The sequence below is a fragment of the Magnetococcales bacterium genome (assembly GCA_015231755.1).
In the GTDB taxonomy this organism is placed as follows: Bacteria; Pseudomonadota; Magnetococcia; order Magnetococcales; family Magnetaquicoccaceae; genus Magnetaquiglobus.
In genome coordinates, this window is sequence record JADGAZ010000009.1 from 1 (window position 1) to 24,074 (window position 24,074).

At 57.2% G+C, this 24,074-nt stretch carries 19 protein-coding genes; 17 read left to right on the forward strand and 2 right to left on the reverse strand.

Translation table 11 applies throughout. The features are described 5' to 3' along the window. The first annotated feature begins 369 nt into the window (after nt 1-369). From HQL98_07510 to moaA, 8 genes are all read left to right on the forward strand, one after another. Entirely contained in the window at nt 370-570 is a 201-nt protein-coding gene (locus HQL98_07510) for a hypothetical protein (protein ID MBF0271892.1), read from the forward strand. Between the two features lie 38 nt (nt 571-608). Continuing rightward, nucleotides 609-1,046, forward strand: a complete 438-nt coding sequence (trxC, locus tag HQL98_07515; GenBank protein ID MBF0271893.1) for a thioredoxin TrxC — start codon at nt 609-611, stop codon at nt 1,044-1,046. 435 nt (nt 1,047-1,481) lie between these two features. Then, the gene (locus HQL98_07520) at nt 1,482-2,330 is read left to right on the forward strand and encodes an MBL fold metallo-hydrolase (GenBank protein ID MBF0271894.1); all 849 of its coding nucleotides are present in this window, start codon (nt 1,482-1,484) and stop codon (nt 2,328-2,330) included. Continuing rightward, nucleotides 2,323-3,621 carry a HAMP domain-containing histidine kinase gene (locus HQL98_07525; GenBank protein MBF0271895.1) on the forward strand — a complete coding sequence of 433 codons (1,299 nt, stop codon included), beginning with the start codon at nt 2,323-2,325 and terminating at the stop codon, nt 3,619-3,621. Before HQL98_07520 ends, HQL98_07525 begins: the two co-directional genes overlap by 8 nt. Nucleotides 3,622-3,673: 52 nt before the next feature. Continuing rightward, complete coding sequence (locus tag HQL98_07530) at nt 3,674-4,558, forward strand: Dyp-type peroxidase (GenBank protein ID MBF0271896.1); 885 nt, start codon at nt 3,674-3,676, stop codon at nt 4,556-4,558. 75 nt (nt 4,559-4,633) lie between these two features. Continuing rightward, on the forward strand, nt 4,634-5,845 hold the full coding sequence (locus HQL98_07535; protein ID MBF0271897.1) for a molybdopterin molybdotransferase MoeA: 1,212 nt from the start codon (nt 4,634-4,636) through the stop codon (nt 5,843-5,845). Then, nucleotides 5,838-6,350 (forward strand): cyclic pyranopterin monophosphate synthase MoaC, encoded by a 513-nt coding sequence (gene moaC / locus HQL98_07540; protein MBF0271898.1) that lies wholly within the window; start codon nt 5,838-5,840, stop codon nt 6,348-6,350. Before HQL98_07535 ends, moaC begins: the two co-directional genes overlap by 8 nt. A 7-nt stretch (nt 6,351-6,357) precedes the next feature. Continuing rightward, nucleotides 6,358-7,356 (forward strand): GTP 3',8-cyclase MoaA, encoded by a 999-nt coding sequence (gene moaA, locus HQL98_07545; protein MBF0271899.1) that lies wholly within the window; start codon nt 6,358-6,360, stop codon nt 7,354-7,356. 99 nt (nt 7,357-7,455) lie between these two features. Here the strand turns inward: moaA and HQL98_07550 are convergent, their stop codons facing one another. Then, entirely contained in the window at nt 7,456-8,796 is a 1,341-nt protein-coding gene (locus HQL98_07550; protein ID MBF0271900.1) for a sigma 54-interacting transcriptional regulator, read from the reverse strand. A gap of 338 nt (nt 8,797-9,134) precedes the next feature. On the opposite strand from HQL98_07550, the gene HQL98_07555 reads away from it, so the two are divergent. Genes HQL98_07555 through HQL98_07580 form a run of 6 tightly spaced genes read left to right on the forward strand, consistent with a single transcriptional unit; the run spans nt 9,135 to nt 15,795 of the window. Further along, complete coding sequence (locus HQL98_07555) at nt 9,135-11,912, forward strand: molybdopterin-dependent oxidoreductase (protein ID MBF0271901.1); 2,778 nt, start codon at nt 9,135-9,137, stop codon at nt 11,910-11,912. Nucleotides 11,913-11,950: 38 nt separating this feature from the next. Further along, nucleotides 11,951-12,550, forward strand: a complete 600-nt coding sequence (locus HQL98_07560) for a 4Fe-4S dicluster domain-containing protein (GenBank protein MBF0271902.1) — start codon at nt 11,951-11,953, stop codon at nt 12,548-12,550. Between the two features lie 10 nt (nt 12,551-12,560). Then, nucleotides 12,561-13,517 (forward strand): polysulfide reductase NrfD, encoded by a 957-nt coding sequence (gene nrfD, locus HQL98_07565; protein ID MBF0271903.1) that lies wholly within the window; start codon nt 12,561-12,563, stop codon nt 13,515-13,517. Nucleotides 13,518-13,521: 4 nt separating this feature from the next. Continuing rightward, a complete protein-coding gene (locus HQL98_07570) occupies nt 13,522-14,190 on the forward strand; it encodes a molecular chaperone TorD family protein (protein MBF0271904.1) in 669 nt (222 codons plus the stop codon). After that, a complete protein-coding gene (locus tag HQL98_07575) occupies nt 14,187-14,777 on the forward strand; it encodes a DUF3457 domain-containing protein (protein MBF0271905.1) in 591 nt (196 codons plus the stop codon). Before HQL98_07570 ends, HQL98_07575 begins: the two co-directional genes overlap by 4 nt. A 31-nt stretch (nt 14,778-14,808) precedes the next feature. After that, entirely contained in the window at nt 14,809-15,795 is a 987-nt protein-coding gene (locus HQL98_07580; GenBank protein MBF0271906.1) for an ankyrin repeat domain-containing protein, read from the forward strand. Nucleotides 15,796-15,871: 76 nt separating this feature from the next. Here the strand turns inward: HQL98_07580 and HQL98_07585 are convergent, their stop codons facing one another. After that, nucleotides 15,872-17,002 carry an FAD-dependent oxidoreductase gene (locus HQL98_07585; GenBank protein MBF0271907.1) on the reverse strand — a complete coding sequence of 377 codons (1,131 nt, stop codon included), beginning with the start codon at nt 17,000-17,002 and terminating at the stop codon, nt 15,872-15,874. Between the two features lie 467 nt (nt 17,003-17,469). On the opposite strand from HQL98_07585, the gene HQL98_07590 reads away from it, so the two are divergent. From HQL98_07590 to HQL98_07600, 3 genes are read left to right on the forward strand one after another with little or no spacing between them, the layout of a single operon-like run. Next, nucleotides 17,470-18,291, forward strand: coding sequence for a substrate-binding domain-containing protein (locus tag HQL98_07590; protein MBF0271908.1), 822 nt, complete (start codon nt 17,470-17,472; stop codon nt 18,289-18,291). A gap of 8 nt (nt 18,292-18,299) precedes the next feature. Then, nucleotides 18,300-21,296: a response regulator gene (locus HQL98_07595; GenBank protein MBF0271909.1), complete on the forward strand. Its 2,997-nt coding sequence runs from the start codon at nt 18,300-18,302 to the stop codon at nt 21,294-21,296. Next, on the forward strand, nt 21,289-24,057 hold the full coding sequence (locus HQL98_07600; protein ID MBF0271910.1) for a response regulator: 2,769 nt from the start codon (nt 21,289-21,291) through the stop codon (nt 24,055-24,057). The genes HQL98_07595 and HQL98_07600 overlap by 8 nt, the downstream gene beginning before the upstream one ends. Nucleotides 24,058-24,074: the final 17 nt, after the last annotated feature.

Consider the following 24,074-nt stretch of genomic DNA (forward strand, 5'->3'; position numbering starts at 1 on the left):
TGATTGAAAACATTTTTGCAATTTCCGAAAGTCAAAGGCCAAAACCGGAACGGCCTTCATCCATGGACGAGGTGTAGCTTATTTCGGTCCGGTTCCTGTCCTTGATTTGGGGTCCACCTCAGCGTTGCGCGACATCCATGCATTGATCGCGCTTGGAGTGTTGCGCAAGAGGGTCGGTGGCGGGCGCGGCACGGCTTACGAGCTTGTTGATTGAACGGGCAAGAACGTGATCGTCGTGTTTTCAAATTTTCGCTTTGGTGTGTCGTCGCTGTCTGTGTAGAGTATGGGCGGGTTGTGGGTGCGGGTTTGTGGTTTTTGGCATGATGTTGACATCTCTCCAAATGAAAGGTTTTGCCGATGCCTGATCAGATGAACGCCAATGCGGCCTTGAATTTGACCCCTGAAGTCGTGCGGAAGCTGGAAAAGCTCAAGAAAGAGCTGACCATTCTGCAATCCGCCATACAGGACCTGAACGGCAAATCCCCCTATGAAATCGAGGGGAGAATTCGCCAGTATCAGGACAAGGAAGCCGAAATCAAACAACTTCTTCGTGAGATCGGGCTGGGTTGATTCCGGCTGCCTGATCGAGAAAAACAGGATCGATTGCCATGAACGAGACTTTTCAGATTGTCTGTCCCTCCTGTGCCGCGACCAACCGGCTGCGGCGTGACAAGCCCGCCATGCAGAGTACCTGCGGCCGTTGTCGGGAGCGGATTTTTCAAGGCGCTCCGGTCAACCTGACGGCGGAGAGCTTTCATCGTCACGTTTCCAATAACCACATTCCGGTTCTGGTGGACTTTTGGGCGGAGTGGTGTGGTCCCTGCAAGATGATGGCTCCGGTGTTTGCCCAGGCCGCCGCCCAACTGGAACCAAACCTGCGGGTCGCCAAACTTAATACCGAGCAGGAGCGGATGATTGCGACGGAGTTCGGCATTCAGAGCATTCCGACCCTGGTGCTGTTCCGGGATGGCCGGGAGATGGCGCGTCAGTCCGGTGCCATGCCCTTGAATGCCTTGTTGGCCTGGGTGCGACAGCATTTGAATTGATCGGTCAATGTGAACCCACCCCCGCAGGGGCCGGAGGCGTGGGTCGGTCGTAACGTTGCTGTGTGTGGGGGAGATCGCCGGTGGTGTCGTCTTATCTGGACGACCTGGGCCAGCGGGAGACACCACCAAGACCCCGCCTGCACATCCGCCCGCATCAAGCCCGGCAGAGCCATCTGTTTGTGTTTCCCGTCAGACCATCCTGAACCAAAATAAAGAGGACTCAATACGACCCCGCATGACAGGATTTCATCGCGGGAAGCGCGGGTTTTCTTTTGACGCGACTGTCGGTTGGAGGTAAAAAAGAGTATCCGGAAGGCGGTATTGGTCCGGAAGACAGCTATTGCATGATGAATGTTTGTCTGGGTTGATTGTTTTGGTTTCGTATGATCGGAAATATCAGTAAATGGTGATATGATGGTCAGAGGGTCATAAAAAATGATAAAAACAAACATTGATTACAATCGTCCAGTCATGTTGGCCGATAATGTGTATTGGGTGGGTCGTTATGATAAAGCCATTGGGTTTGCCAGCAACCCTTATCTGATTGTTGAGGATGGGGAGGCGGTTTTGATCGACGGGGGCAGTCGTCCGGATTTCAGTACGGTGATGCGCAAGATTTTACAGGCTGGCGCGGCGCCGGGTGCCATCAGTCATTTGATTTACCATCATTACGATCCCGATTTGTGCGGCAGTCTGCCCAATCTGGAAGACATGATTGATAATCCTGCATTGAAGGTGGTTTCCAAGCAGGAAAACAACTCTTTCATCAGGCATTACGGAGGCCGGTTGGAACCCCATTGCATCGACGAGATGGGGCGGGAATTGATTTTGAAATCGGGCCGGAGGCTGCGTTTTATACCAACCCCTTATGCGCATTCATCCGGCAGTTTCATGACCTGGGATGAAAAATCAGGAGTCCTTTTCAGCAGCGATTTGTTTGGCGGTCTTGGAAACGGTTCGGATTGGATGTTGTTTCTGAGTCTGGATGCGGTGTGTCATGACTGTCAGCAATCCATTCCCAAAGGTGCTCAAGATCTTTGCGCGACAGTCAACACCCCTTGTCCTTTGTCCGGGCTTGCCAATTTTCACCGGAAGGTCATGCCTTCAAATGCCGCCTTGCGGTTTTCGTTGGAAAAGGTGCAAGAGTTGGACCCGGAGATGATTGCATCTCAACACGGTTCTGTCTTGTGTGGGAAGGCCGTGATCGGGATTGTGATACGGAAATTGATGGCGTTGGATGATGTGGGAATTGATGGTGTGTTGAAGGAGATTGCCGGTGCTTGAACACCATGCTTTGCTGGTCGAATGCGCCAAACGGGAGGATCCTCTGATTGATCAGGTGTTGTCCCTGATCTTGGAGCAAAAGGCCACGTTGGCGGAAAAGCGTATCAGTGATGCCTTGTTGGTGGAACTGGTCAGGCAATTGGTGGAGTCGGAACGCCAGTTGAGCGAGCATAGAGAGTATTTATTAACAATTAAAGAGGTTTTGGAGCGACAGAACCAGGAATTGATTGAAGCCGACCGATTGAAACAGGATGTGGAATTGATCAGCCGGCACGACATGAAATCCCCTTTGAATGGATTGATCGGCTATTCGGATCTTCTTTTGGAGTCCGGCACGCTCTCCCCGGAACATCAGAACTATGTACGGATGATGCGGAAAGCGGGTGTCACGGTGTTGCATATGGTCAATCTGTCTTTGGGATTGTACCGCATGGAACAGGGCTCCTATCGATTGGAGGCTGAGGACATCGATTTGATTCCTGTGATCCGGGGGATTCGGGATGATTCCCAGGCCTTGATTTCTGGTCATCTGCTGAAAGTGGTCATCAGGATCCGGAATGGTGGGGGATCGGATGCTTTTTTTGTGCGGGCGGAAGAGGTTTTGTGTTACTCGATGCTGGCCAATCTGATCAAGAACGCTTTGGAGGCCTCCCCGGAAGGGGCATGGGTGACCATCGAGCTGAGTGTGGGTGATGACGGTATGGGGGTGATCGAGATTGGCAACCAGGGGATGGTACCGGAAAAGATCAGGGATCGATTTTTCGAGAAATATGTTACCATCGGCAAGAATGCGGGAACGGGACTGGGTACCTATTCCGCCAGGCTGATCGTGGAGACCTTGGGGGGGACGATCCGGATGGAGTCGTCCGCGGACAGAGGTACCCGCATAACGGTGACCCTTCCGTTGGCCGAGCGGACCCGGCGGGATCATGGGACGTGGAGTCGATTGCGGTCCGATGATGCCGAACGCATCGGGCCGGGTGGGGAGTCGCCAGGAGAGATGGAGTCCGGGAGTGTATCCGGGTTTCCGGATGCGGTTTCGCAACGCATGGAAAGGCTGCAAAAGGCTTTGGAGGATCGGCGGCTTGATGACGTGGTGCGCGAAATCATCTGGCTGAGGGGAGCCGCTTCTGAGGTCGGTGCCGGGCGTGTGGCCAGTCAGGCGGTGCGGTTACAGGGGATCGTGGAGATGGAGGCGTGGGATGAAGCCCATGCGGCCTTCTGGAGACTGGAAGCCATCGTGCAAAAGGCCGTCGCGACCCTGAGGGGGCGTGACGGGGGTGCGACGTGACGATTCACGGATATTCAAGTGCTGATGCGGAATTGTGAACAAGGAGACCGATATGGCTGTACCTTCTCAGACCGGCATTCTTGCTCCCTTGCCTGCGCATGGACGGGTTGTGGAGTTTGAATCCATTCCTGGCGCGGATGTCGGGCGTGCGTTGTGCGCCCTGAAGAGCTTGCCTCTGGATGGCTCCTGTGTGATCGGCCTGGGTCCGGGACTGGTGCAGGGTCTGCGACAGGGGATTCCCGGTTTGCACGCGTTTCCGGCCATGAGCGGTCCCGGTTGTTGTGTGCCTTCCACCCAGGCGGACTTGTGGTGTTGGGTGCGGGGCGAGGATCGGGGACATATTCTGCATCATGCCCGCGCGGTCACGGCCCTGGTGCAAGAGGCGTTTCAACCGGTGCGCAGCATCGATCTTTTCAAACACGACCGGGGATTGGATCTGACCGGTTATGAAGACGGCACGGAAAATCCGGATGGAGAGGAGGCCATGGCGGCTGGCATTCTCAGGGATGCCGGGCCTGGACTGGATGGTTCCAGCTTCGTGGCGGTGCAGCAATGGCGTCACGATCTGGCCATGTTCGGAACCTTTTCCAGGGAGACCCAGGATCACATCATCGGGCGGCGTCGGGAGGACAATGAGGAGATCGAAGAGGCTCCTTTGTCGGCCCACGTCAAACGCACGGCTCAGGAAAGTTTCGAGCCGGCGGCATTCATCGTGCGTCGTTCCATGCCCTGGGCGGATCAGTCCGGGGAAGGTTTGGTATTCATTGCCTTTGGACGCTCCCTGAATGCGTTCGAGGCGCAATTGCGGCGCATGACGGGTCAGGAAGATGGGATCGTCGATGGCATTTTCCGTTTTTCGCGTCCTCTGACCGGCAGCCATTTCTGGTGTCCTCCCGCGGGGCCTGACGGATTGGACCTTTCCGCCATCGGTCTTTGAGTGTAAACGTTTTCGGGTCGGGATTGGGGAGAATGATGGGGTGAGCGCCGGGTCCAGGAGAAGGATAGTGGTGAAATGATCTCGTTTCAGGAGGCGTGTTCCTGGGTGCTGGCTGAAACCCGGCCTGTGGAGGAGGGGGTCTGGGTCCGGGTGGAAGAGGCTTTGGGGCGGGTGTTGTCGGCTTCGGTGCTGGCCTCTGCCGACGTGCCCAACCATGACAATTCCGCCATGGATGGTTATGCGGTTTGCAATCAGTCCTTTTCCGATGCCGGGTCGGAGGTCACCCTGACGGTGGTGGCGGATCTGCCGGCGGGGGATCGGATGACCCGGCGGTTGGGGGTGGGAGAGGCGGTGCGGATCATGACCGGGGCGCCGATTCCTCCTGGCTGCGACGGTGTGGTGATGCAGGAGTTGGTGCAACGGGATGGTGATCGGGTTGTGGTGCCGGTGGCCGGTCGGAAGATCGGCGAGAACATCCGACCTGCGGGAGAGGATATTCCCGCCGGATCGGTGGTGTTGAACCGGGGATGTCGGTTGCGGCCCGCCCATTTGGGATTGTTGACCTCGTTGGGTTGCGAACAGGTGGAGGTGTACCGGCGACCGGTGGTGGCTTTGTTATCCACGGGCAACGAGGTGGTCAGGGCGGGGACGCCTCTGCAACCCGGACAGGTCTATGACAGCAACCGGAGCGCCCTGCGCGCCGCTCTGATGGCCCTGGGGGTGGAGGTGCTGGATTTGGGGCTGGTGCGGGACAATCGTGAGGCGATTGCCACCGCTTTGGCCCGGGGCGGGGCCGAGGCCGATGCGGTCATCAGCACCGGCGGGGTATCGGTGGGGGATTACGATCTGGTCAAGGAGGTGCTGCTGGACCAGGGGGCGATCCATTTCTGGCAGGTGGCCATGAAGCCCGGCAAGCCCCAGGCTTATGGCCAATTGGGCCGTGCCCGGTTTTTTGGGTTGCCGGGCAATCCGGTTTCGTGTCTGACGGTTTTTTTGTTGATTGTCCGTCCCGCCTTGTTGCGGCTGATGGGGGCGGCGGATGAGCCTCCGAAACGCATGCGCGCAACTTTTCGCGGCGCTTTGCACAAAAAACATTCCCGGATGGATTTCATTCGGGGGGTGGCCCATTTTGATGAAAACGGGGTCTGGGTGGAGACGACAGGACACCAGGGATCGGGCATTTTGACCAGTCTGTCCAGGGCCAATGTGTGGATTGTCCTGCCGGAAGCCCCGGCCAGACTGGTTGATGGGGATGATGTGACCATTCAATGGATCGAATATGAGTGACGCGGCGGAGTTGACCCATTTCGACGAGCGGGGTGCGGCCCGCATGGTGGATGTGTCGGCCAAGGGGGTCACGGAGCGGGTGGCGGTGGCCGGAGGCGAGGTGATCATGGCGCCGGAGACCTTGCGGCTGATTCTGGATCGGGGGTTGTCCAAGGGGGATGTGCTGGAGACTGCCCGACTGGCTGGGATCATGGCGGCCAAGCGGGTGGACCAGTTGATTCCCTTGTGTCACACCCTGGATCTGACCTCGGTGGCTGTGGCGTTCGAGCCGGATTGGGCGGGCAGTCGGATGCGAATTCGCGCCGAGGTCAAATCCCTGGGACGGACCGGGGTGGAGATGGAAGCCATGACCGCCGTATCCGTGGCCGGGTTGACCATCTATGACATGTGCAAGGCCGTGGACCGTTGGATGGTGGTCGGCGGCATCCGTCTGCTGGAAAAACGCGGCGGCAAGAGTGGACACGTGGTGCGGCGGGACGACAATCCGGCTCCAGAGACGGATTGAAAACGCCATGCCCCTGACCGATTCCTTTGGCCGCGTCATGCGTTATCTGCGGGTGTCGGTGACCGACCGGTGCAATTTGCAATGTGACTATTGCCGTCCGGCGGGCGAACCTTTGTTGCCCAATCACCAGCAGTTGTTGACCCTGGAAGAGATCGTGCGTCTGAGCCGCCTGTTTGTGGAGTTGGGCATCGACCGCATCCGCTTGACGGGAGGCGAGCCTTTGTTGCGTCGCAATCTGGTGATGTTGGTCCGGGAACTGGCGGCCTTGCCGGGATTGCATGAGCTTTCGTTGACCACCAATGCCCTGCTGTTGGACCGCTATGCCGACGCGTTGCGCCAGGCCGGATTGCAGCGGGTCAACATCTCCCTGGATACCCTGAATCCGGAAACCTTTACCCGCATCACCCGGGGCGGGGATGTGAGCCGGGTGCTGGCGGGAATCGAGGCCGCGGTGCGGACCGGGTTGAAACCCGTCAAGATCAATATGGTGGTGATGCGTGACATCAACGACCACGAAATCCCGGATATGATCGCTTTTGCGGTGCGGCATGGCCTGGTGTTGAGATTTATCGAAACCATGCCTGTGGGGCGGGCGGGATTGGGCGGGGCGGAACGTTATGTCCCGGCGGACGAGATTGTCAGCCGGGCCTGTCTCGGGGAAGGTCGGCATTGGATGCCGGTCGCCAACCCCCGGGAGGTGGGATCGGGTCCGGCGCGTTATTTTCGCATGGCCGGGAGCGAGGCGGAGGTGGGGATCATTTCGGCCCGTTCGCGCCACTTTTGCGACACCTGCAACCGCATGCGTCTGACCTCCCGGGGAGAGCTGGTATTGTGCCTCGGAGGCATGGAACGGGTGGATCTGAAAACCCTCCTGCGGGACGGGGCTTCGGATCAAACCCTGCTGGATGGGATCCGGGCCGGCGTAGCCCGTAAACCCCAACGTCATCACTTCGAGCTGGGCGAGGCGGGGGCTTCCTCCTGGAACATGTCCGGGCTGGGAGGGTGAAAGCGTCCGTTTCCTTGCTGGATCGCTGAAGTTTGCGCAACGGCGAGGCAATCTCTGGCCGTTTGCCTCGCATCCGTCCTGTTTTTCAGCCGTGACCCGTCATTCGGGCATGTTTTCGGCGATCCCTTCTCCCAGCTTGCGATACAAGGTGCGTTCGCTGATGCCCAGTCTGGAGGCCAACTCCTTTTTGTTGCCGCGAAAGGTATGGATGAGGTGTCCCAGATACAGAGCCTCCCAGGCTTCCAGGGTCATGATGTTCTCTTCGTGGAGGGAGGGAAAAAGATGTCCCAAGGCGTCGGCAGGTCCACGGGTGGGGGTGATGCCCATATGTTCGGGTAGAATATCGGTTCCGTCGCTCATCAGGCATCCCCGGGTCATCAGGTTGAGCAGTTCGCGTATGTTGCCGATGAAGGTGTGTCGGGTCAGGGCCTCCAGGGCGGCGGCGGTCAGGCGTTTACCCCGGCATTCGTCCAGGCGCAGGATCAGGGTCTGCGCCAGCACCGCGATGTCTTCCCGTCGTTCGTGCAGGGGCGGCAGCACAATGGGAAAGGTGCTGATCCGGTAAAACAGATCCAGACGGAACTCCCCTCGCTCCACCATGGTGGGCAGATCCCGATGGGTGGCGCAAATCAAACGGAAATCCGTGTGCAACGCATCGATTCCCCCCACACGTCGGAAGGTTTTGGTCTCCAGCAATCTCAGTAGCTTCACTTGCAACTGCAATGGCACATCACCGATTTCATCCAGAAACAAGGTGCCATGGTCCGCCAGTTCCACCAGTCCTTTTTTCTGGAGCAACGCTCCGGTGAACGCGCCTTTTTCGTGACCGAACAATTCCGATTCAAATAACGCCTCCGTCAGTCCGGAACACTCCACCGGGACAAACGACATGTTGGCCCGTGGACTCTCTTCGTGAATGGTGCGGGCAACCACCTCCTTGCCGGTGCCGGATTCCCCGGTGAGCAGCACCGATACCCGGCTTTTGGCGACCCGATCAATCAGCTTGAGCATGTTCTTGAACGCCGGAGAGTGACCAACCAGTCCAAGGGGTTTGGGTGACACGCTCGCGATGCGGGTTGGACTGAAGACCTCCAGCAGATGGCTGATTTGACCATCGCTGTCCATCAGGGGGCGCATTTCGACATGCACATACTGTCGTCCCTGGGGGGTGATGTGGATGTGCAGCATGCGTTGCGGGGTTTTGGTTTCGAGACAGGCGGACATCGGGCAAGGTTCCCCCACTTGATCGCAGGGGCGGTCGTATTGATGGGACAACTCGTAGCAATAACGGTGAATTTCCGTGTCGGGTTCATGGTATTGATGGGAATAGGCCCGATTCCAGGCCACGACCCGGTAATTCAGATCCATCAGCAGTGCGGGTGTGCTGTAGCTGTCGAGAAAAGATGATGCTTCTAATAATAGAGATGAATGACCTGACATGTTATCGTTCCTTTAACGTAATTTTGAAAAACTTCGGATGGATTTTGCCATAAATGACAAGCAAAAAGATCGGTCTGACATTTATGGCAGTTTAGCGCATGTCGCCTCCATAAACCAGACCTGGAAAACATGGATGCGGAACCGGAACGGTATTTGTTCAATCCATTGATTTTAATTGCGTTATTTTGGAGTATCCGGTGGGTGGAATCGGGAGGATTCGCCAAGAAAATTCAATTGGTACATTCGTTGCTCTCATGACTGACAAGACTAAGGATCCGGGCGACGGATTGGTCGTTCGTGAGCATGAATCATCCAGGAAACAACGGGAGAAAACGGTTATGACTTGGCGATTACCCAAACTGTCCAGACGTACAGTGATGCAGGCCGGACTTGGCGCGGCAGGTTTGAGTCTGCTTCAACCGGGACGTTGGATGGGGTCGGCGGAAGCCCGTCCCGAAGCCCAGCAGGCCTCACAAAAGACAGTCTACAGCATTTGCAATTTCTGTTCGTCCTTGTGCAATCTGCAAGTCACGGTCAAAACCGAAAACGGCACCAGCCGCATCACCAAACTGGACGGCAATCCCCACTCCACGTTGAACCGGGGCAAACTGTGCGCCCGGGGTCAATCGGGATTGCGTCAGGTCTACGATGTGGACCGCATCAAGACCCCCCTCATCCGGGTGGAAGGCAGCAAACGCGGGGAAGGCCGCTTCCGGGCCGCCACCTGGGAGGAGGCTTGGAGTTACATCGCCGACAAGGCCAAAAAGGCCGACATCAAACCCTGGGAATACACCATGGTGGGCGGCTGGACCTCTTGTGTCTTCTACATGAACTGGGCGGTGCCGTTTGCCCTGTCCAATGGCATTCCCAACATCATCGCCTCTCCCATGCAACACTGCGTGGCCTCGGGCCATCTGGGCACGGACTCGGTCACGGGCAATTTCAATATCCACGACGAGGTGTTGCCGGACTACGACAACGCCAATTACATTCTGTTCGTGGCCAACAATGCCTCCATCGGCGCGGTTTCCACCTCCCGCATGGTCCGTTTCGCCACCGGGCGCAAGAATGGTGCGCGGGTGGTGGCGTTGGACAGCCGTCTTTCCGAAACCGCCTCCAAGGCGGATGAATGGATCATGATCCGTCCCGGAACCGATCTGGATTTCATGATCGCGTTGATCCACGTCATTCTGGAAGAAAAGCTGTATGACGCCGAGTTCCTGAAACGTCACAGCAACATGCCATTCCTGGTCCATCGGGGCGAGGATGGCCAGTGGAAGATCTCCACGGATGAACAGGGCCGTCCCTACGCGATTCAGGCACTCACCGGTCAGGTGGTCACGCTGCCCGCCTACACCAACGACAACAGCCTGGACATCAACGGTCAGCCCACCGCTTTGGCGTTGTACGCCCCCAAGGATATGGTACTGGACGGCAAACCGGTGATGACGGTCCTTCAGGCCCAAGAGGCGGAAATCGCCAACCATACCCCCAAATGGGCCGAAAAGAGTACCGGCATTTCCGCCTTCACCATTCAGCGCATCGCCCGTGAGTTCGCCAGGGCCGGACGACCGATTGTCGATCCCGGTTGGCACGGGGCCCGTTACGCCAACATCAACATGTTGCGGCGTACCCAGGCGATGTTGCAGGCGTTGGTGGGGGGCATCGACCGGGAAGGTGGCTGGATCATGTCCGGGGAGTATCACCACAAGGTCGCCAACTGGCAGGAAGCCAAAAAGGCCGGAAAAGCCATGCCCGGTCCCTTGATGACTTCCATGGCGGGCATTCCGTTTGTCGGGGAGTTGATCAAGGCCTTGTCCAATGGCAAGACCTTTCCCCATGGCAAGCCGGCGTGGGCTTTCGCTTTTTCGGCGCAGGAGCGGGCGGCGGGTCGCGAAGGGGTGGCGGTGCCGGCTCTGGCGGATACCGGTTTCTGGGAATCCTTGAACGGTACGTTGACCTATGGGGGCGAGCCTTATCTGAGTCGGGCGGTTGTCATCAATGCCGCCAATCCGATCCGTCATTATTATCCGGACACCCGTTGGAAGGACATCCTGTCCCACAAAAACATGGAACTGGTGGTGGTGGTGGATGTGCTGCCATCGGATACCATTCTGTACGCAGATGTGGTACTGCCTAATCCCACCTATCTGGAACGGGACGAACCCACCTTGTATGGCAATGGGGTCAATCACGACCTGACCCTCACCACCCGTTTCGCGGCCATCGACCCCTTGTTCGATACCCTGGAAACCCCGGACATTCTGCTGCATCTGAGTGAAATCATCAGCGGCAGCCATGAGCCTTTCATGGGGGCGTTGGAGCAACTCAGTGGCATTCCGGGCAAGGAGACCTGGGCCGCCTATCAGAAATTCCGCAAGCAAAAGGCCCGCAGTCCATTTGCCAAGGCCTGTCGCGAGACGGCTTTTGAATCCACCGCCGCCCGTCTCCACACCCGACCGGAGGTGTTGGAGCAGGAACTGTCCAAACGGGGCATTTTCCTGGAACAAAATCGTGATGACATCCTGGCGCATCACGCCATGCCACGGAAAATGGCCCTGCCCACCACCAGTGGACGCTTGGAATTTTACGGCAATCTGTTTTTGTGGTTGCAGCAGATGGGTGGAAAAGGGCCGTCGTTCAACCTGCTGGCCGCTCCCATGGAGGTGCAATGCCGTTCCGGTCTTGCCATGTCGGATCCGCTGGAAGCCGACGAATTCTATTTCACCTATGGCAAGACTCCCACGGTCTCTTATGGATCCACCAACAGCAACAATCCGGTGTTGGCGGCCATCAACCGTTTCAAGAAGGACATCTATACCGGCATTTGGATCCATCCGGAACGGGCCACGACGTTGGGCATTCAATCCGGGGACCGGATTCTCATCAGCAACACGCTGTCGGGACAAAAAGCCGAGGGTGTCGCGTTTGTCACCCGCCTGCTCCATCCGGATACGATGTTCATGCACTCCTCGTTCGGGGTGGAAAACAAGGCGTTGCGGTTGAGTTACGGCATTGGCACGGCAAGCAACAAGCTGATTCCCAATACGGTGGAGCCCTTGGTGGGGGGATTCCGTTCCCAGGAATTCACGGTTCGCATCGCCAAACTGGCTTGAGGGTGGAGTCCCATGTCGTTTAATCAAGGAGTTTATTCATGACCCGTTATGCAATGGTCATCGACCTGAATACCTGTGTGGGATGCAACGCCTGCATGGCCGCCTGCTCTCTGGAAAATCAGACTCCGGTCTGGTCGGACCAGTGGCGTACCTATGTGCAGGACCGGGAGTTGGGAGAGGGGCGTAACGTATCCCGTCGCATCATGCCCAGATTGTGCAATCACTGTTCCAATCCCCCCTGCATGTCGGTCTGTCCCACGGGTGCGACCTATCAGACCGATACCGGCGTGGTGCTGGTGGACGAAACCTTGTGCATGGGTTGTCAGGCCTGTGCCATGGCCTGTCCGTATGATGCCCGTTACGCCTATACCCGTGAGGATATCAAGACGGGCAAGGAGTATTACGGCGTGCTGAATCGCAAGGCTCCCAGCATGGACAAGTGCACGTTTTGCAACCATCGCCTGGAACGCGGAGAACCGCCGGCTTGCGTGCAAACCTGTGTCGGGTATTCACGTATGTTCTGCGATTTGGACAATCCATCTTATCATGCCACGACTTTGGTAAAAAGTGGCAAGGCCAAACCATTGATGTCCCATCTCGGAACCCGGCCCAACGTTTACTATGTTCCGGAAAGATAAAGGAGATGTTATGGAAGTCATGACCTTCACGACGCAGAGCAACTGGACCTGGTGGTTTGCCATCTATCTGTTTTTGGGGGGGATGGGGGCTGCGGTCATCGCGGTCAGTTTTCTGACCCACATGTATTTGAGTAAGACCAAAGAACTGGTGATGTGGGGCGCTCTCTCCGGTGTGGCGATGATGGCGGTGGGTTCGGGCATGTTGTTTTTGCATCTGCTCAACAAATGGGCCGCCATCTACATCCTGACCCCCTGGGGGGTGTTCCACAAGCCGGACTCCTGGATCGCCTGGGGATCGCAGTTCATCATCTGGTTGCAAATCACGGCGTTGCTTTACGCGTTGCCCTTTATGGTGGAAAAACCCCGCCTGCTGAACTGGCCTTTGGTGGGTACGGTCCTGAAACTGGATCTGGTGCGGGCCGTGGCGGCGAAAGTGGCCCCAATCCAAGGTATTCTCGGTTGGGTTTCGATCCTGACAGGCATCGGCACGGTGGTGTATACCGGTCTGTTGTTGCAAAGTTTTCCGGCTGTGGCCCTGTGGCACAATCCGGCGGTGCCGATTCTGTTCACGGTTTCCGCTTTTTCCACGGCCATGGCGTGGTTGCTGATCGTGATGTATCTCTTTATTTATCACCGGGTGGATCACTCGATCCGCATTCTGTACGAGCGGGTGGACGTGGTGTTGATTACCGCCGAGTTGGTGATTCTGTTCTCGTTTTTCAACTATACCCTGTCCGGCTCCGAAGGGGGCTATCGTTCGGCGGCGATGCTGTGGGGATCCGCGGGCTGGGTGGTGGGCTTCATCGGTTGTGGGTTGCTGGTGCCTTTGGCGCTGGAGTTGAAGTGCGTCTTTGGAAACTGGGGTGGCAAACGGGTGATCGTACCGGCTTCGATGCTGGTGTTGACCGGTGGTTATCTGTTGCGGCACTACTTCATGGCCGCGGGCATCTACGCGTTTCCCTGGTGATGACATGAATGATCCGTGTGAACCCGCCTGTGGTGGTCCCGGAGCGTTGCGTCACGGCTCCGGAGATCCCCACGGCGAGCCATCCGGCCACGGTTCCTTCGGCTGCCAGGAGCCTCGGCTTCTGGCAGCCGAATTGAGTCTGCTGGCCCATCTGCTTTCCCAACCGGTTGCCGAATCCCTGGAAGCCCTGGAAGAAGAGGCGCTCACCTCCGCGCCCTGGTTGGCCGACGTGCTGCCGGAGTTGCGCCAACTGCCGCTGGATGCTTGGCAGGGTGAGCATACCCGATTGTTTGTCAACGGGTTCCCCAAAACCATCTGCCCGCCTTTTGTTTCCTTTTGGCGCCATGGCCAATGGGGCGGACCGCTGGAAGGGGTATTGTTTCAGTTGTATCAGCGGATCGGGCTGGAGGTGGCGGAGGGGCAGCCACTGGATTATCTGGGGGTCTTGTTGCAGGCGTCGTCTTATTGCCTGGAGGTGATGGCCAGCAAACCGGTGGATGTCGTTTCGCCGGAAAGTGAAGTCTTGACCCATTTGTTGCGGGACCATCTGTTGTTGTGTCTGCCTGAGTTCGCGGCGGCGTTGCGTCAGTCCGCCGGGTTGATTTTTTACCGGACCCTGGGGGAGCGGTTTGAACGGCTCGCGGTCCGACTGGCCGCGGGGGGGGTGACATGACCTCCGGTTGGATCCTGCATCCGGCGGATGACGCGGCCCTGCAAGCGGTCACCGTGGAGCGTTATACCCAGTTGTATCAAAGCCATCGGCAGGAGGGGATGGAGAATGGGGTGGATTTCTGGGCCATGCCGCCCCGGGGTTGGCCAGTGGAGGCCCGTTCGTTCCGCCATCTGGATCCCTGGAGGATTTTCTTGTTGCTGACCCCCTGGATGCTCATGCGGGTGCTGATGCCGATGCGGGATCCGGGTCTGCCGTTGCCCCCGGGATGGGGGGAGCCGGATGGTCCGGAGTCCGGCGGCCTGCTGGGGCCGCTGTTGACCGTGTATCTGCTGGGACAAAAACAGATGGCCCATTTGCATCGGGATCCGGTTCTGGGTGACTATCTGATTCAACCTCTGGTACAATCCTTGCATAAATATGCCAATCCCGAGGCGGTGTTTTCCGCCTGGACCGAAACGGTGCAACGCCGTGACGCCTTCGTCCAGGCCAGCAACCGACGTTGCGACTGGCAACAGGATTTGTCTCGCAGGGAGATCTTTTCTGGATTGTTCCGGGAGCGTAAACCTTCCTGCGATACGACAACTTGAATTGTTTGACTTTATGGAGGAGGATCCCCGGATGAACCATTTGCTGCGTTGTCTGGCCGTGGTGGGCCTGTTGGGCGCCACCCCTGTCGCTTTTGCCGCGGACGAAACGCCACCCGCCGAGATCATGCGTTATGCCATCGAGGGCAATCTGGATGGGGTTGTCAAGGCGCTGGAGCAGGGGGCGGCCATCAATCAACCCAGTCAGACCGGCATGACGCCGCTGATGTGGGCGATTCAGGAATCCCATTTCAAGCTGATTGACATGCTGTTGGAAAAAGGCGCGGATGTGAACGCCTTTCATCCCCGGGCCGGATGCACCGCGCTGATTCTGGCCAGCGAGTGGTTGCAGCCCCAGACCGTGGATGCTTTGCTCAAGCGCGAGGCCAATGTCAACTATCAGACCAATCACGGCTGGAGCGCCTTGCTGAAAACCTCCCGGCTGGCCCTCAAGACTCCGGAAGAGCGGGCTCGTCAGAAGCGGGTGGTGGAGAGTCTTCTGGCCCACGGCGCCAAGATCGATGCCCGTGACAACAAGGAGCGGACCTCCCTGATGCTCGCCGCCAAGGTTGGCAATACCGAGCTGGTGGCCCAACTGCTGGAACACAAGGCGGATATCAACGCCCAGGACAAAACCGGCAACAGCGCTTTGATGTTGGCGGCCCAGGAGGGGCAGTTGGAGAGTGTCAAGCTGTTATTGAAGCACAACGCGTCGTTGGAAAAAAATCATATCTGCGGATGTACCGCGTTGCTTCAGGCCGCGGAACATGGGCACACGGAGGTGGTGAAGACTTTGTTGGATCACCATGCGGACATTCACGTCAAAAACGAAGACGGCATGACCGCCCTGATGTTCGCTTCCATGAAAGGCCATCTGGAAACCGTGGCGTTGCTGCTGGAACGGGGATCCCGGATCAATGAGATGAACAACAAAGGGGTCACGGCCCGGTTGATGGCTGTGGAAAACCATCACGAGAAGGTGGAACAACTGCTTCAGGAGTCGGGTGGCCGCTGTTATTGACCTGCGGATTTCCTTAAAGACAGCGTGAATCGGCAAGGGGCGGTGTGAACCGCCCCTTTTTTTATCGCAAGGGGGATCAGGTGTAGGGGCGGAGGCTTTTGTACTCCAGAAATTGCTTGACCCAGTGCATGAGCCGCAAGGGGGGCAGGATCAGATCGAACCACTCCAGCCGCGAGACCAGCATGCCGGAGTTCAAGGAATCGACGATGCAAATCAGTTCGTTGCGGAAGGTGGCCTGTCCCGGTTTTCCCATCAGATCGTCATACAGATTGGCAGCGGCGGCCCGGGCTTGCAGTTCGGCCATATGGGCCTGTTTGGCCCGCCATTCCGGTCCGGGCAGACTGGCGGCATCACCCGCCACATAGACTCGCTCATGGCCTGTCACCCGGCAGTGGGCATCCGCTGTGATGAATCCACCCGCAGAGAGTGGAAATCCGGTCTCCGCATACCAGGGCAGTCCACCCATGCCCGGAATGAACAACGTCAGGTCGGCGGCCAACTCTCCTCCCTCCAGCGTGACCCCGGACGGGGTGAACCCCAGAATTTTTTCTCCCAGTCGGGTGGCGATTTTCTTTTCCGCCATGGTGGACAACAGACCTTGCACCGCCCGGGGGCCAAGCCGTTTGCCGGGTTCCGCCATGGGGGAGAAAAAGACCAGATTGAAACGATCCCGGCGGCCTGTGCGCAACAAATGGGTGTGCATGCCGAACAGATATTCAAACATGGGGCCTCCCCGTACCCCCTGGGGATCCACGGGATTGCCAGCAAACCCGAAGGCGATGGTTCCCCCGGACATCTGTTGCAATCGATCCCGTACCGTTTCTACCATGGGAATGCCGGCGCAGGGATTGATGGTATGCTCGATGCCGGGAAGCTTGCGCAAATAGGTGCCACCGCTGGCGATCAACAGGGCATCGTTGTGGATTGCGCCATCCGCGGTGGTGACGATGCGTCCCTTGTCCCGGATCCCTGTGGCTTCCGCCTGATGATGATGCACCCCCATGCGCTGAAAGAATCCACTCAGATCCGCCACGATTTCCGACCCGTTTCGTTCCCCGGAGGGAATCCAGATCAGACTCGGGTAATAGAGAAATTGTGGTTTGGGAGAGAGGACCGTCAGTTCCAGTTGACGGCCTGGATCTTTTTTCCGGAGTGTCTTGATGGCTTCCAGTGCGGCGAAATTGCTTCCCAGGATTGTTATCCGCATCGTACATCCTTCATATCGATCATGAATGAGGATCCGTCATTCTCTTTGTGCCGCGAAACGATGGCTTTCTTCAGGTTTCCCTCCGGTCTGCACGCTGGCTGAGGGAGGTGTCTTGCATGGGGAGGGCATCGTTTCACGATGGTTTCCCCATCATCAAGCATGCTCCATTTGAGGCAAGTTCGTCAACCCGTGCCACCGGACCGGCGGCTTTGGCTTTGCCATTCGGATGTCGTCGGATGGGGGGATCGCAAAAAGGGGAGGGGGAATGAAAAAAATGGGAATCCGGCCAAATTTCTTGAAATGAATCGGGGAAGTATCCATTATGAATCCACTTCAGCAAGGCGGGCCCGCCGGATGGTGGTCGTGGCCATGAGGGGTCCGGCTTTGTCTGGGAGGGCGGGAGCGCGGGCGGATGCTCGGAAGCGTGTTTGGTGTGTGCCGGTTGCAATCTCTTGGGAATGAGAATCATGAAACGTGCATTATCTGGAAGGGGTGTTGCTGTTTTTTTGGTGTTTCTGGTGATCGGCATGGTTCGTCCGGGTTGGTCGGAAACCTTGAAAGTGGGGGGTACCGGTTCCTCCGCGCCGATTGTCACGCGACTGTTCGACGCCTTCAGCAAACAGGCGCCCGGGGTGAGCCTGGATCAGGTGAGTCCGCCACTGGGTTCCGGCGGAGCCATGAAAGCCCTGGCGAAAGGCAGTCTCGATCTGGCTTTTTCCGGTCGTTCCCCAACCCCGGAAGAGCGGACACGGATTGGCAACTCTTTTGAACTGGCGGTGACTCCGTTTGTTTTTGTCTCGGCGGGAGGGCAGAAGAAAAATGGCTTCACCCTCGACGAACTGGCGACTGTCTTCGATGGCAGTCAGACAACCTGGGATGGGGGCGTGCCGATCCGTCTGGTGCTGCGGGCCAGCTTCGAGAGCGATACGCTGGTGATGAAGTCCATGTCTCCGGCCATGGCCAAGGCTGTCGATGTGGCCGGGAAGCGTCCGGGCATGGTGATTGGTCAAGACGATCTCGATACCCTGGCCTTGCTGAAACAGACCCCGGGTTCCTTTGGACCGACCACCCTGGCCCTGGTGGATGAGCGTCTGACCGTGTTTGCCATCCAGGGCGTGACGCCCTCTCTCGCCACGATTCAGGATGGCAGCTATGCATGGCGCAAAGTCCTCACGGTGGTCGTGCCGCCTCAGCCGAAACCTGTGGTGACGCAATTCGTGGATTTCCTGCACAGCAAGGAGGCCAAAGCCGTGCTGCTGAGTCATCATTATCTGCCGCTCGATCCTTGAGCGTATCCATGTCCCAGGTCTGTTTCTACCACTCCATCTCCCGCACCGTCACCAGACTGGCAGCCGGAATCGCCTTGTTGCTGGTGGTGCTGCCGGTTTTGCTGTACGGCAGTTTTGTGGTTTCCAGCATGGATCGCGCCTTGGAGGCCAGTCTTGTTTTTCAGACCAAGACCATCGAACAATACATTCAAAAACAGCCGGACAACTGGGAAAACAACGCAAGCAGAATACAAGCCATGTATGAGTCGTATGTCGAACCCAGTCAGTATTTTCGTCTGAACGACCGGGATGGGCAGATGGTGTTTTCCGGAGGTCCGGAATGGCGCTGGTATTTCCATGGTCACAGCAAATCGGTGCATGCCTTCGGCCATCCGGTGGGCGTTCTTGTGGTCGGGGTGTCGTTGTGGGACGAGTTGGTGATCGGTGGGGTGGTATTGCTGGTCGGTTGTTTGATTGCCTGGGTCATTTTTGGTCCGGGGCGACGCATTCCCCTGGAGGCCCTGCGTTGCGCCGAAGAGGCGCTGGCGGCGTATCATGGGCATCTGGAGGAGATGGTGCGGGAGCGCACCGCGGAACTGGAAGTCGCCCTCGACCATGCACGCTCCTCCAATCAGGCCAGGCTGGAATCCGATCAGGCCAATCTGGCCAAGAGCCGGTTTCTCGCCAATATGAGCCATGAGATCCGCACCCCCATGAACGGGGTGATGGGCATGATCGATCTGGCCTTGAACACGGACCTTTCGCATCGCACCCGGGATTTTCTGGTTCAGGCCAGAAGATCCGCCCGCAACCTGTTGCGGGTGATCAATGATATTCTTGATTTCTCCAAGATCGAAGAAGGCAAAATGACCTTGGAATCCCTGGAATTTCATTTGTACGAATTGCTGGAAGAGGCCATCGATGCATGCAAGCAGGGCGCCGTCAACAAGGATATCGAATTGATCGTGGTGGCGCCATCCCATGCCATCGGTCTGTTGTTGGGTGATCCATTGCGTCTGCAACAGGTGTTGATCAACCTGATCAGCAACGCCATCAAATTCACCTCCCACGGAGAGATCACCATTCGCGCCGAACCCATCGGGTTGACGGCGGATGCGGCGCGGATCCATTTTTCGGTTCAGGATTCCGGCATCGGCATCGCCCCGGAACAGCAGGTCAGACTGTTTCGCTCCTTTACCCAGGCGGATGACAGCATTACGCGCAAATTTGGCGGCAGCGGGTTGGGGTTGACCATTTGCAAACGTCTGGTGGAAATGATGGACGGTGAAATCTGGCTGGAAAGTGCCGTCGGTCAAGGTAGCACTTTTCATTTCACCGTGCTTTTGGGGCACCGATCGGAGCCTTCCGCCTTGGTTTTGCCCCAGGATCTGAAAAATTTGCGGGCTTTGGTGGTGGACGACAATGCCACGGTACGCATGGTCTATACGGAAACCCTGCGCTCTTTCGGCCTCGTGGCCGAGGCGGTGGACGGTGGCGAGGCGGCGTTGCTGGCGTTACGTGCCGCGTTGGCCGGTGGGCGTTCCTATCACCTGATTTTCATGGATTGGAGCATGCCCGGCATGGATGGGATCGAGGCCATCCGGATCATCCGTGGTGATCCGCAGTTGACCTGGACCGTGCAGGATTTGTCCGGGCATGAGCCGATTGTGCAAACGGATGACAACCCCATTAGCTTGCCAAAAATTGTTCTGACCACGGCCTTTGGTCAGGAAGCCGCCGAACAGGGAGCGGGAGAACTCCAGTTGGACGCCTGTTTGATCAAACCGGTGACCCCTTCCCATCTGTTTGACACCATTCTGGAACTGTTCGACCGGAAAATGGTCCGTTCCCATGCCACCGCTTTGCCGATCATGGACCGGCAGCACATTATTCAGGCCCTGGGGGGTGCCCGGGTCTTGCTGGTCGAAGACAACAGCATCAATCAGCAGGTGGCCCGGGAGATTCTCAGAAGTATCGGAATCGTGGTGGATATCGCCGAGAACGGCCTGGAAGCCGTGAGTCTGGTGATGACCAGAACATACGATCTGGTGTTGATGGATGTCCAGATGCCCGAAATGGATGGCTATGCCGCGACACGCGCCATCCGCGCCGACTCCCGTTGGCAGGCTTTGCCCATTCTCGCCATGACCGCCCATGCGATGCAGGAAGATTATGATAAGAGTATGGAAGCGGGCATGAACGATCACATCACCAAGCCCATCGATCAGCAGCAGTTGATCCTGGCCTTGATGCAATGGATCAAACGCAAGCATAAACCGCTGCAACACGCATCGATCCCGGTACTCAACAGGCCGGAATTGACCGCGGCACCCATGTCCCGGGATCCGGAGCCTGTGGTTTCCGGGATGCGGACCGTCTGTCTGCCGTCATCCCTGCCTGGAATCGGGGTCAATCAGGCCCTGGAGCGGCTGAATGGGAATCACAAGCTGTTGCGTTCCGTGCTGCTGGAATTTGAACGGGAGTTCTCCGACAGCGATCAGCGTATTGCGCAAGCGTTGCGGGAGGATGGTCCGGAGGAGATCCAGTCCGCCATGCGTCTGGCCCATACGGTCAAGGGCATCGCGGGCAATCTTTCCGCGGATGCGCTGTTTATGGCGGCCCAGGCGTTGGAACAGGGCCTTCGCGCCCATGAGCGTCACAACTGGGTGGGATTGACGCAGACGTTTCAGGTTGAGTTGCGTCAGGTGTTGTCTTCCATCGTCTTGCTGAAAGAGGCCTATTCCCAGGGATTGTCTCCGGAAGGGACGTCTTGTCTCGATCTCTGCCGGGATCCTGCGGTTGTTGTCCCTTTGTTGAAACAATTGGTGGTCCAGATCGATCATTACAATCTTTTGTCGCTGGATCTTTGTGCGCAATTGCAGACCCTGTTATCGGGAGGGGAATTGCAAGAGGTGGTGGATCAGATGGCGCAGAGTCTGGATCGATTTGACTTCGAGGAGGCATCGTCCTATCTTGGTCAGATCATTCAGGCACTTCATATCGATCTGGATTTTACCAATGGATAGTAATCGCAAGCAGACCGTTTTGATTGTTGATGATGTGCCTGCCAACATCAAGATCGTCATGGGAATTCTGGAAGACTATTATGAATTGATGGCCGCCAACAACGGTGCGACGGCGTTGAAGATCGCCAGAAGCAGACGCACCGACCTGATCTTGTTGGATGTGGTCATGCCGGGAATGAACGGCTACGAGGTTTGCCAGGAACTCAAGGAGGATGCGAAAACCCGAGAGATTCCGATCATCTTTTTGACCGCCAAAGACAGTGCGGGAGAGGAGAGCTTTGGATTTTCCCTGGGGGCGATCGACTATATCACCAAACCCTTCAAGCCTTCGGTTGTGCTGGCCCGGGTTCGCGCTCATCTGGAATTTGAAAAAAACCGGATGGAGTTGCTGGAACGGGATGCCAATCTTCAGGCCATTCTCGACTACGCCTCCGACGGGATCGTGTCCGTGGATTTGCAGGGCCGCATCGTGGCCAGTAACGAGTCGGCCAAGAAGTTGCTGGGCTATTCCCATGCCCAACTGGATGGCATGCCCATCGAGTCGGTGATCGTCGATCCGGAGATGCAGACCTTTTGGCAGGAGGCGATTGCCCGTTCCTTTCACACGGGCAACGATGCGCGCACCATGCAGCGGCGTATTTCCTGTGTGGGCCACTGTGCGGATGGTCGGATCATCGATCTGGAATTGGCGATGACCATCGGTCAATGGAAAGGAGAGGTGCAACTGACCATCTTCTTCCGTGATGTGACCTCGGAAAAAGCCCTGCTTCACTCGCTCAAGGATACGTTGCAGGCTGCGGAATCCGCCAATCGGGCCAAAAGCAGTTTTCTGGCCAATGTGAGTCATGAGATTCGCAGTCCCATGAATGCCATCATTGGCATGACCGATCTGATGATCCATTCATCGGTTTCACGGGAAGAGAGCGATAATTATCATCAGATCATTCTGAATGCCTCCCTTTCTTTGTTGCAACTGGTCAATGACTTGTTGGATCTTTCCAAGATCGAGGCGGGACAGTATACCATCGAGCACATTCCTTTTGATTTGTGCGGACAGGTGGAGAGTGCCTGCGAGACTTTGGCGTTCAAGGCCCACCAGAAGGGGTTGGAGTTGATTGGCCATGTGCCGCTGGAGTTGCCGGAAACCTTGATGGGAGATCCCTTGCGGGTGCATCAGGTGCTGACCAACCTGATCAACAATGCCATCAAGTTTACCGATCAAGGGTCGGTGGTGGTTGAGGTGGAACAGATCCCGGTCACCGAGGCTTCCGACCCGAGCGGGGTGAGTCTGCATTTTTCCGTGATCGATACCGGCATCGGCATTCCCGCAGACAAGTTCGGTATGGTGTTTGAGAAATTCACGCAGGCCGACGAGTCCACCACCAGAAAATATGGGGGTACGGGTTTGGGGTTGTCCCTGTGCAAGCATTTGGTCTTGTTGATGGGCGGGGAGATCTGGGTGGAAAGCGTGGTGGAACAGGGCAGTGCTTTTCATTTCACGCTTCCTTTTCAGACGGCTTTGGAACAGCGCACGCATCGGCAGGCCTGTCTGGAGCAGCGGGGAAGATCATCCGGATCGGAGCCGCTTACCATTTCCGGGGTGCGGGTGTTGCTGGGGATCGGACATCCCATACTCGGTCGGGTGGTTCAGGAGATCCTGAAGGATTTTGGGGCCACGGTGACGGTGATTCCTGATCTGGCCGGGGTGCAGAGCCGGTTGAAGGAACTGCCGGGGCAGCCGTCGCCTTTTGACATCATTGTGTTGGATGAACCGTTGCTGTGGCAGGATGTGGCGCAGCCGGAGTGGCTGGAAGAGCGGCTTGGGCATTATGGCCGGATTCTGGTGTTGTTGCCCACGACCTTGAGTTCCAATAAACTGGAACGGATTCCGTGGCTGAAACATCCCCTGACCCTCAAAAAGCCGTTGCGCTGTTATGCGCTGAGAAAAAGCATCCTCCAGGTGTTGGGGCACCTCCCCATGGAGCAGACGACAGGAGAGATTCCGCAAGGTCAGCGTTCCTCTGGTTTCATCGCGTTGCAGATTTTGCTGGTCGAGGATTTGGTGCCCAATCAGGTGTTGGCCACCGTCATTTTGCAGCAGGCGGGTCACCTGGTGACGATCGCCAATCATGGTCAGGAGGCTCTGGATCTGCTGATGGCCCGGCAAACCGCCTTCGATCTGGTACTCATGGACTTGCAGATGCCGATCCTGAACGGTTTTGATACCACGGAACGGATTCGTCACGCGACTTCAGATCAAATCATCAATCCCGACATTCCCATCATCGCCATCACCGCCAATGCGCTCCAGACCGAGGAGCAAAAGTGCAAGAATCTGAATATGAACGGGTTTATCCGCAAGCCCTATCGTGCCCATGAACTGCTGAAGGCCATTGAACCGTTTTTGAAATTCCGATCCGGTCCGCTGGTCCACAAGGAGATCGTACTGCAACCGGTGGAGGTGGATTCCTCGACTTTGGCAGAATATCGGGCTGAATTTTTGAAACGGGGTCCGGGTTTGATGTCCGAGCTGCGTCGGGCGGTGCAGAATGGTCATGAGCGGCAGACCGTGAAATCCCTGTTGGATCTGCGTACCGCCGCCGAGATGGTCGGTTCGTCCCGTCTGGCCACCCAGGCCCTGCGACTCAAAGGGAGTGCGGAACTGGGTGACTGGGATGAGGTGTACGCCAAACTCGAAATCCTGGAAATCTTTTTTCAGCAGACCGAACAATTGGTGCGGGCAGCGTTGTCACCGCCGTGATGGTGGTTCAATCCGGG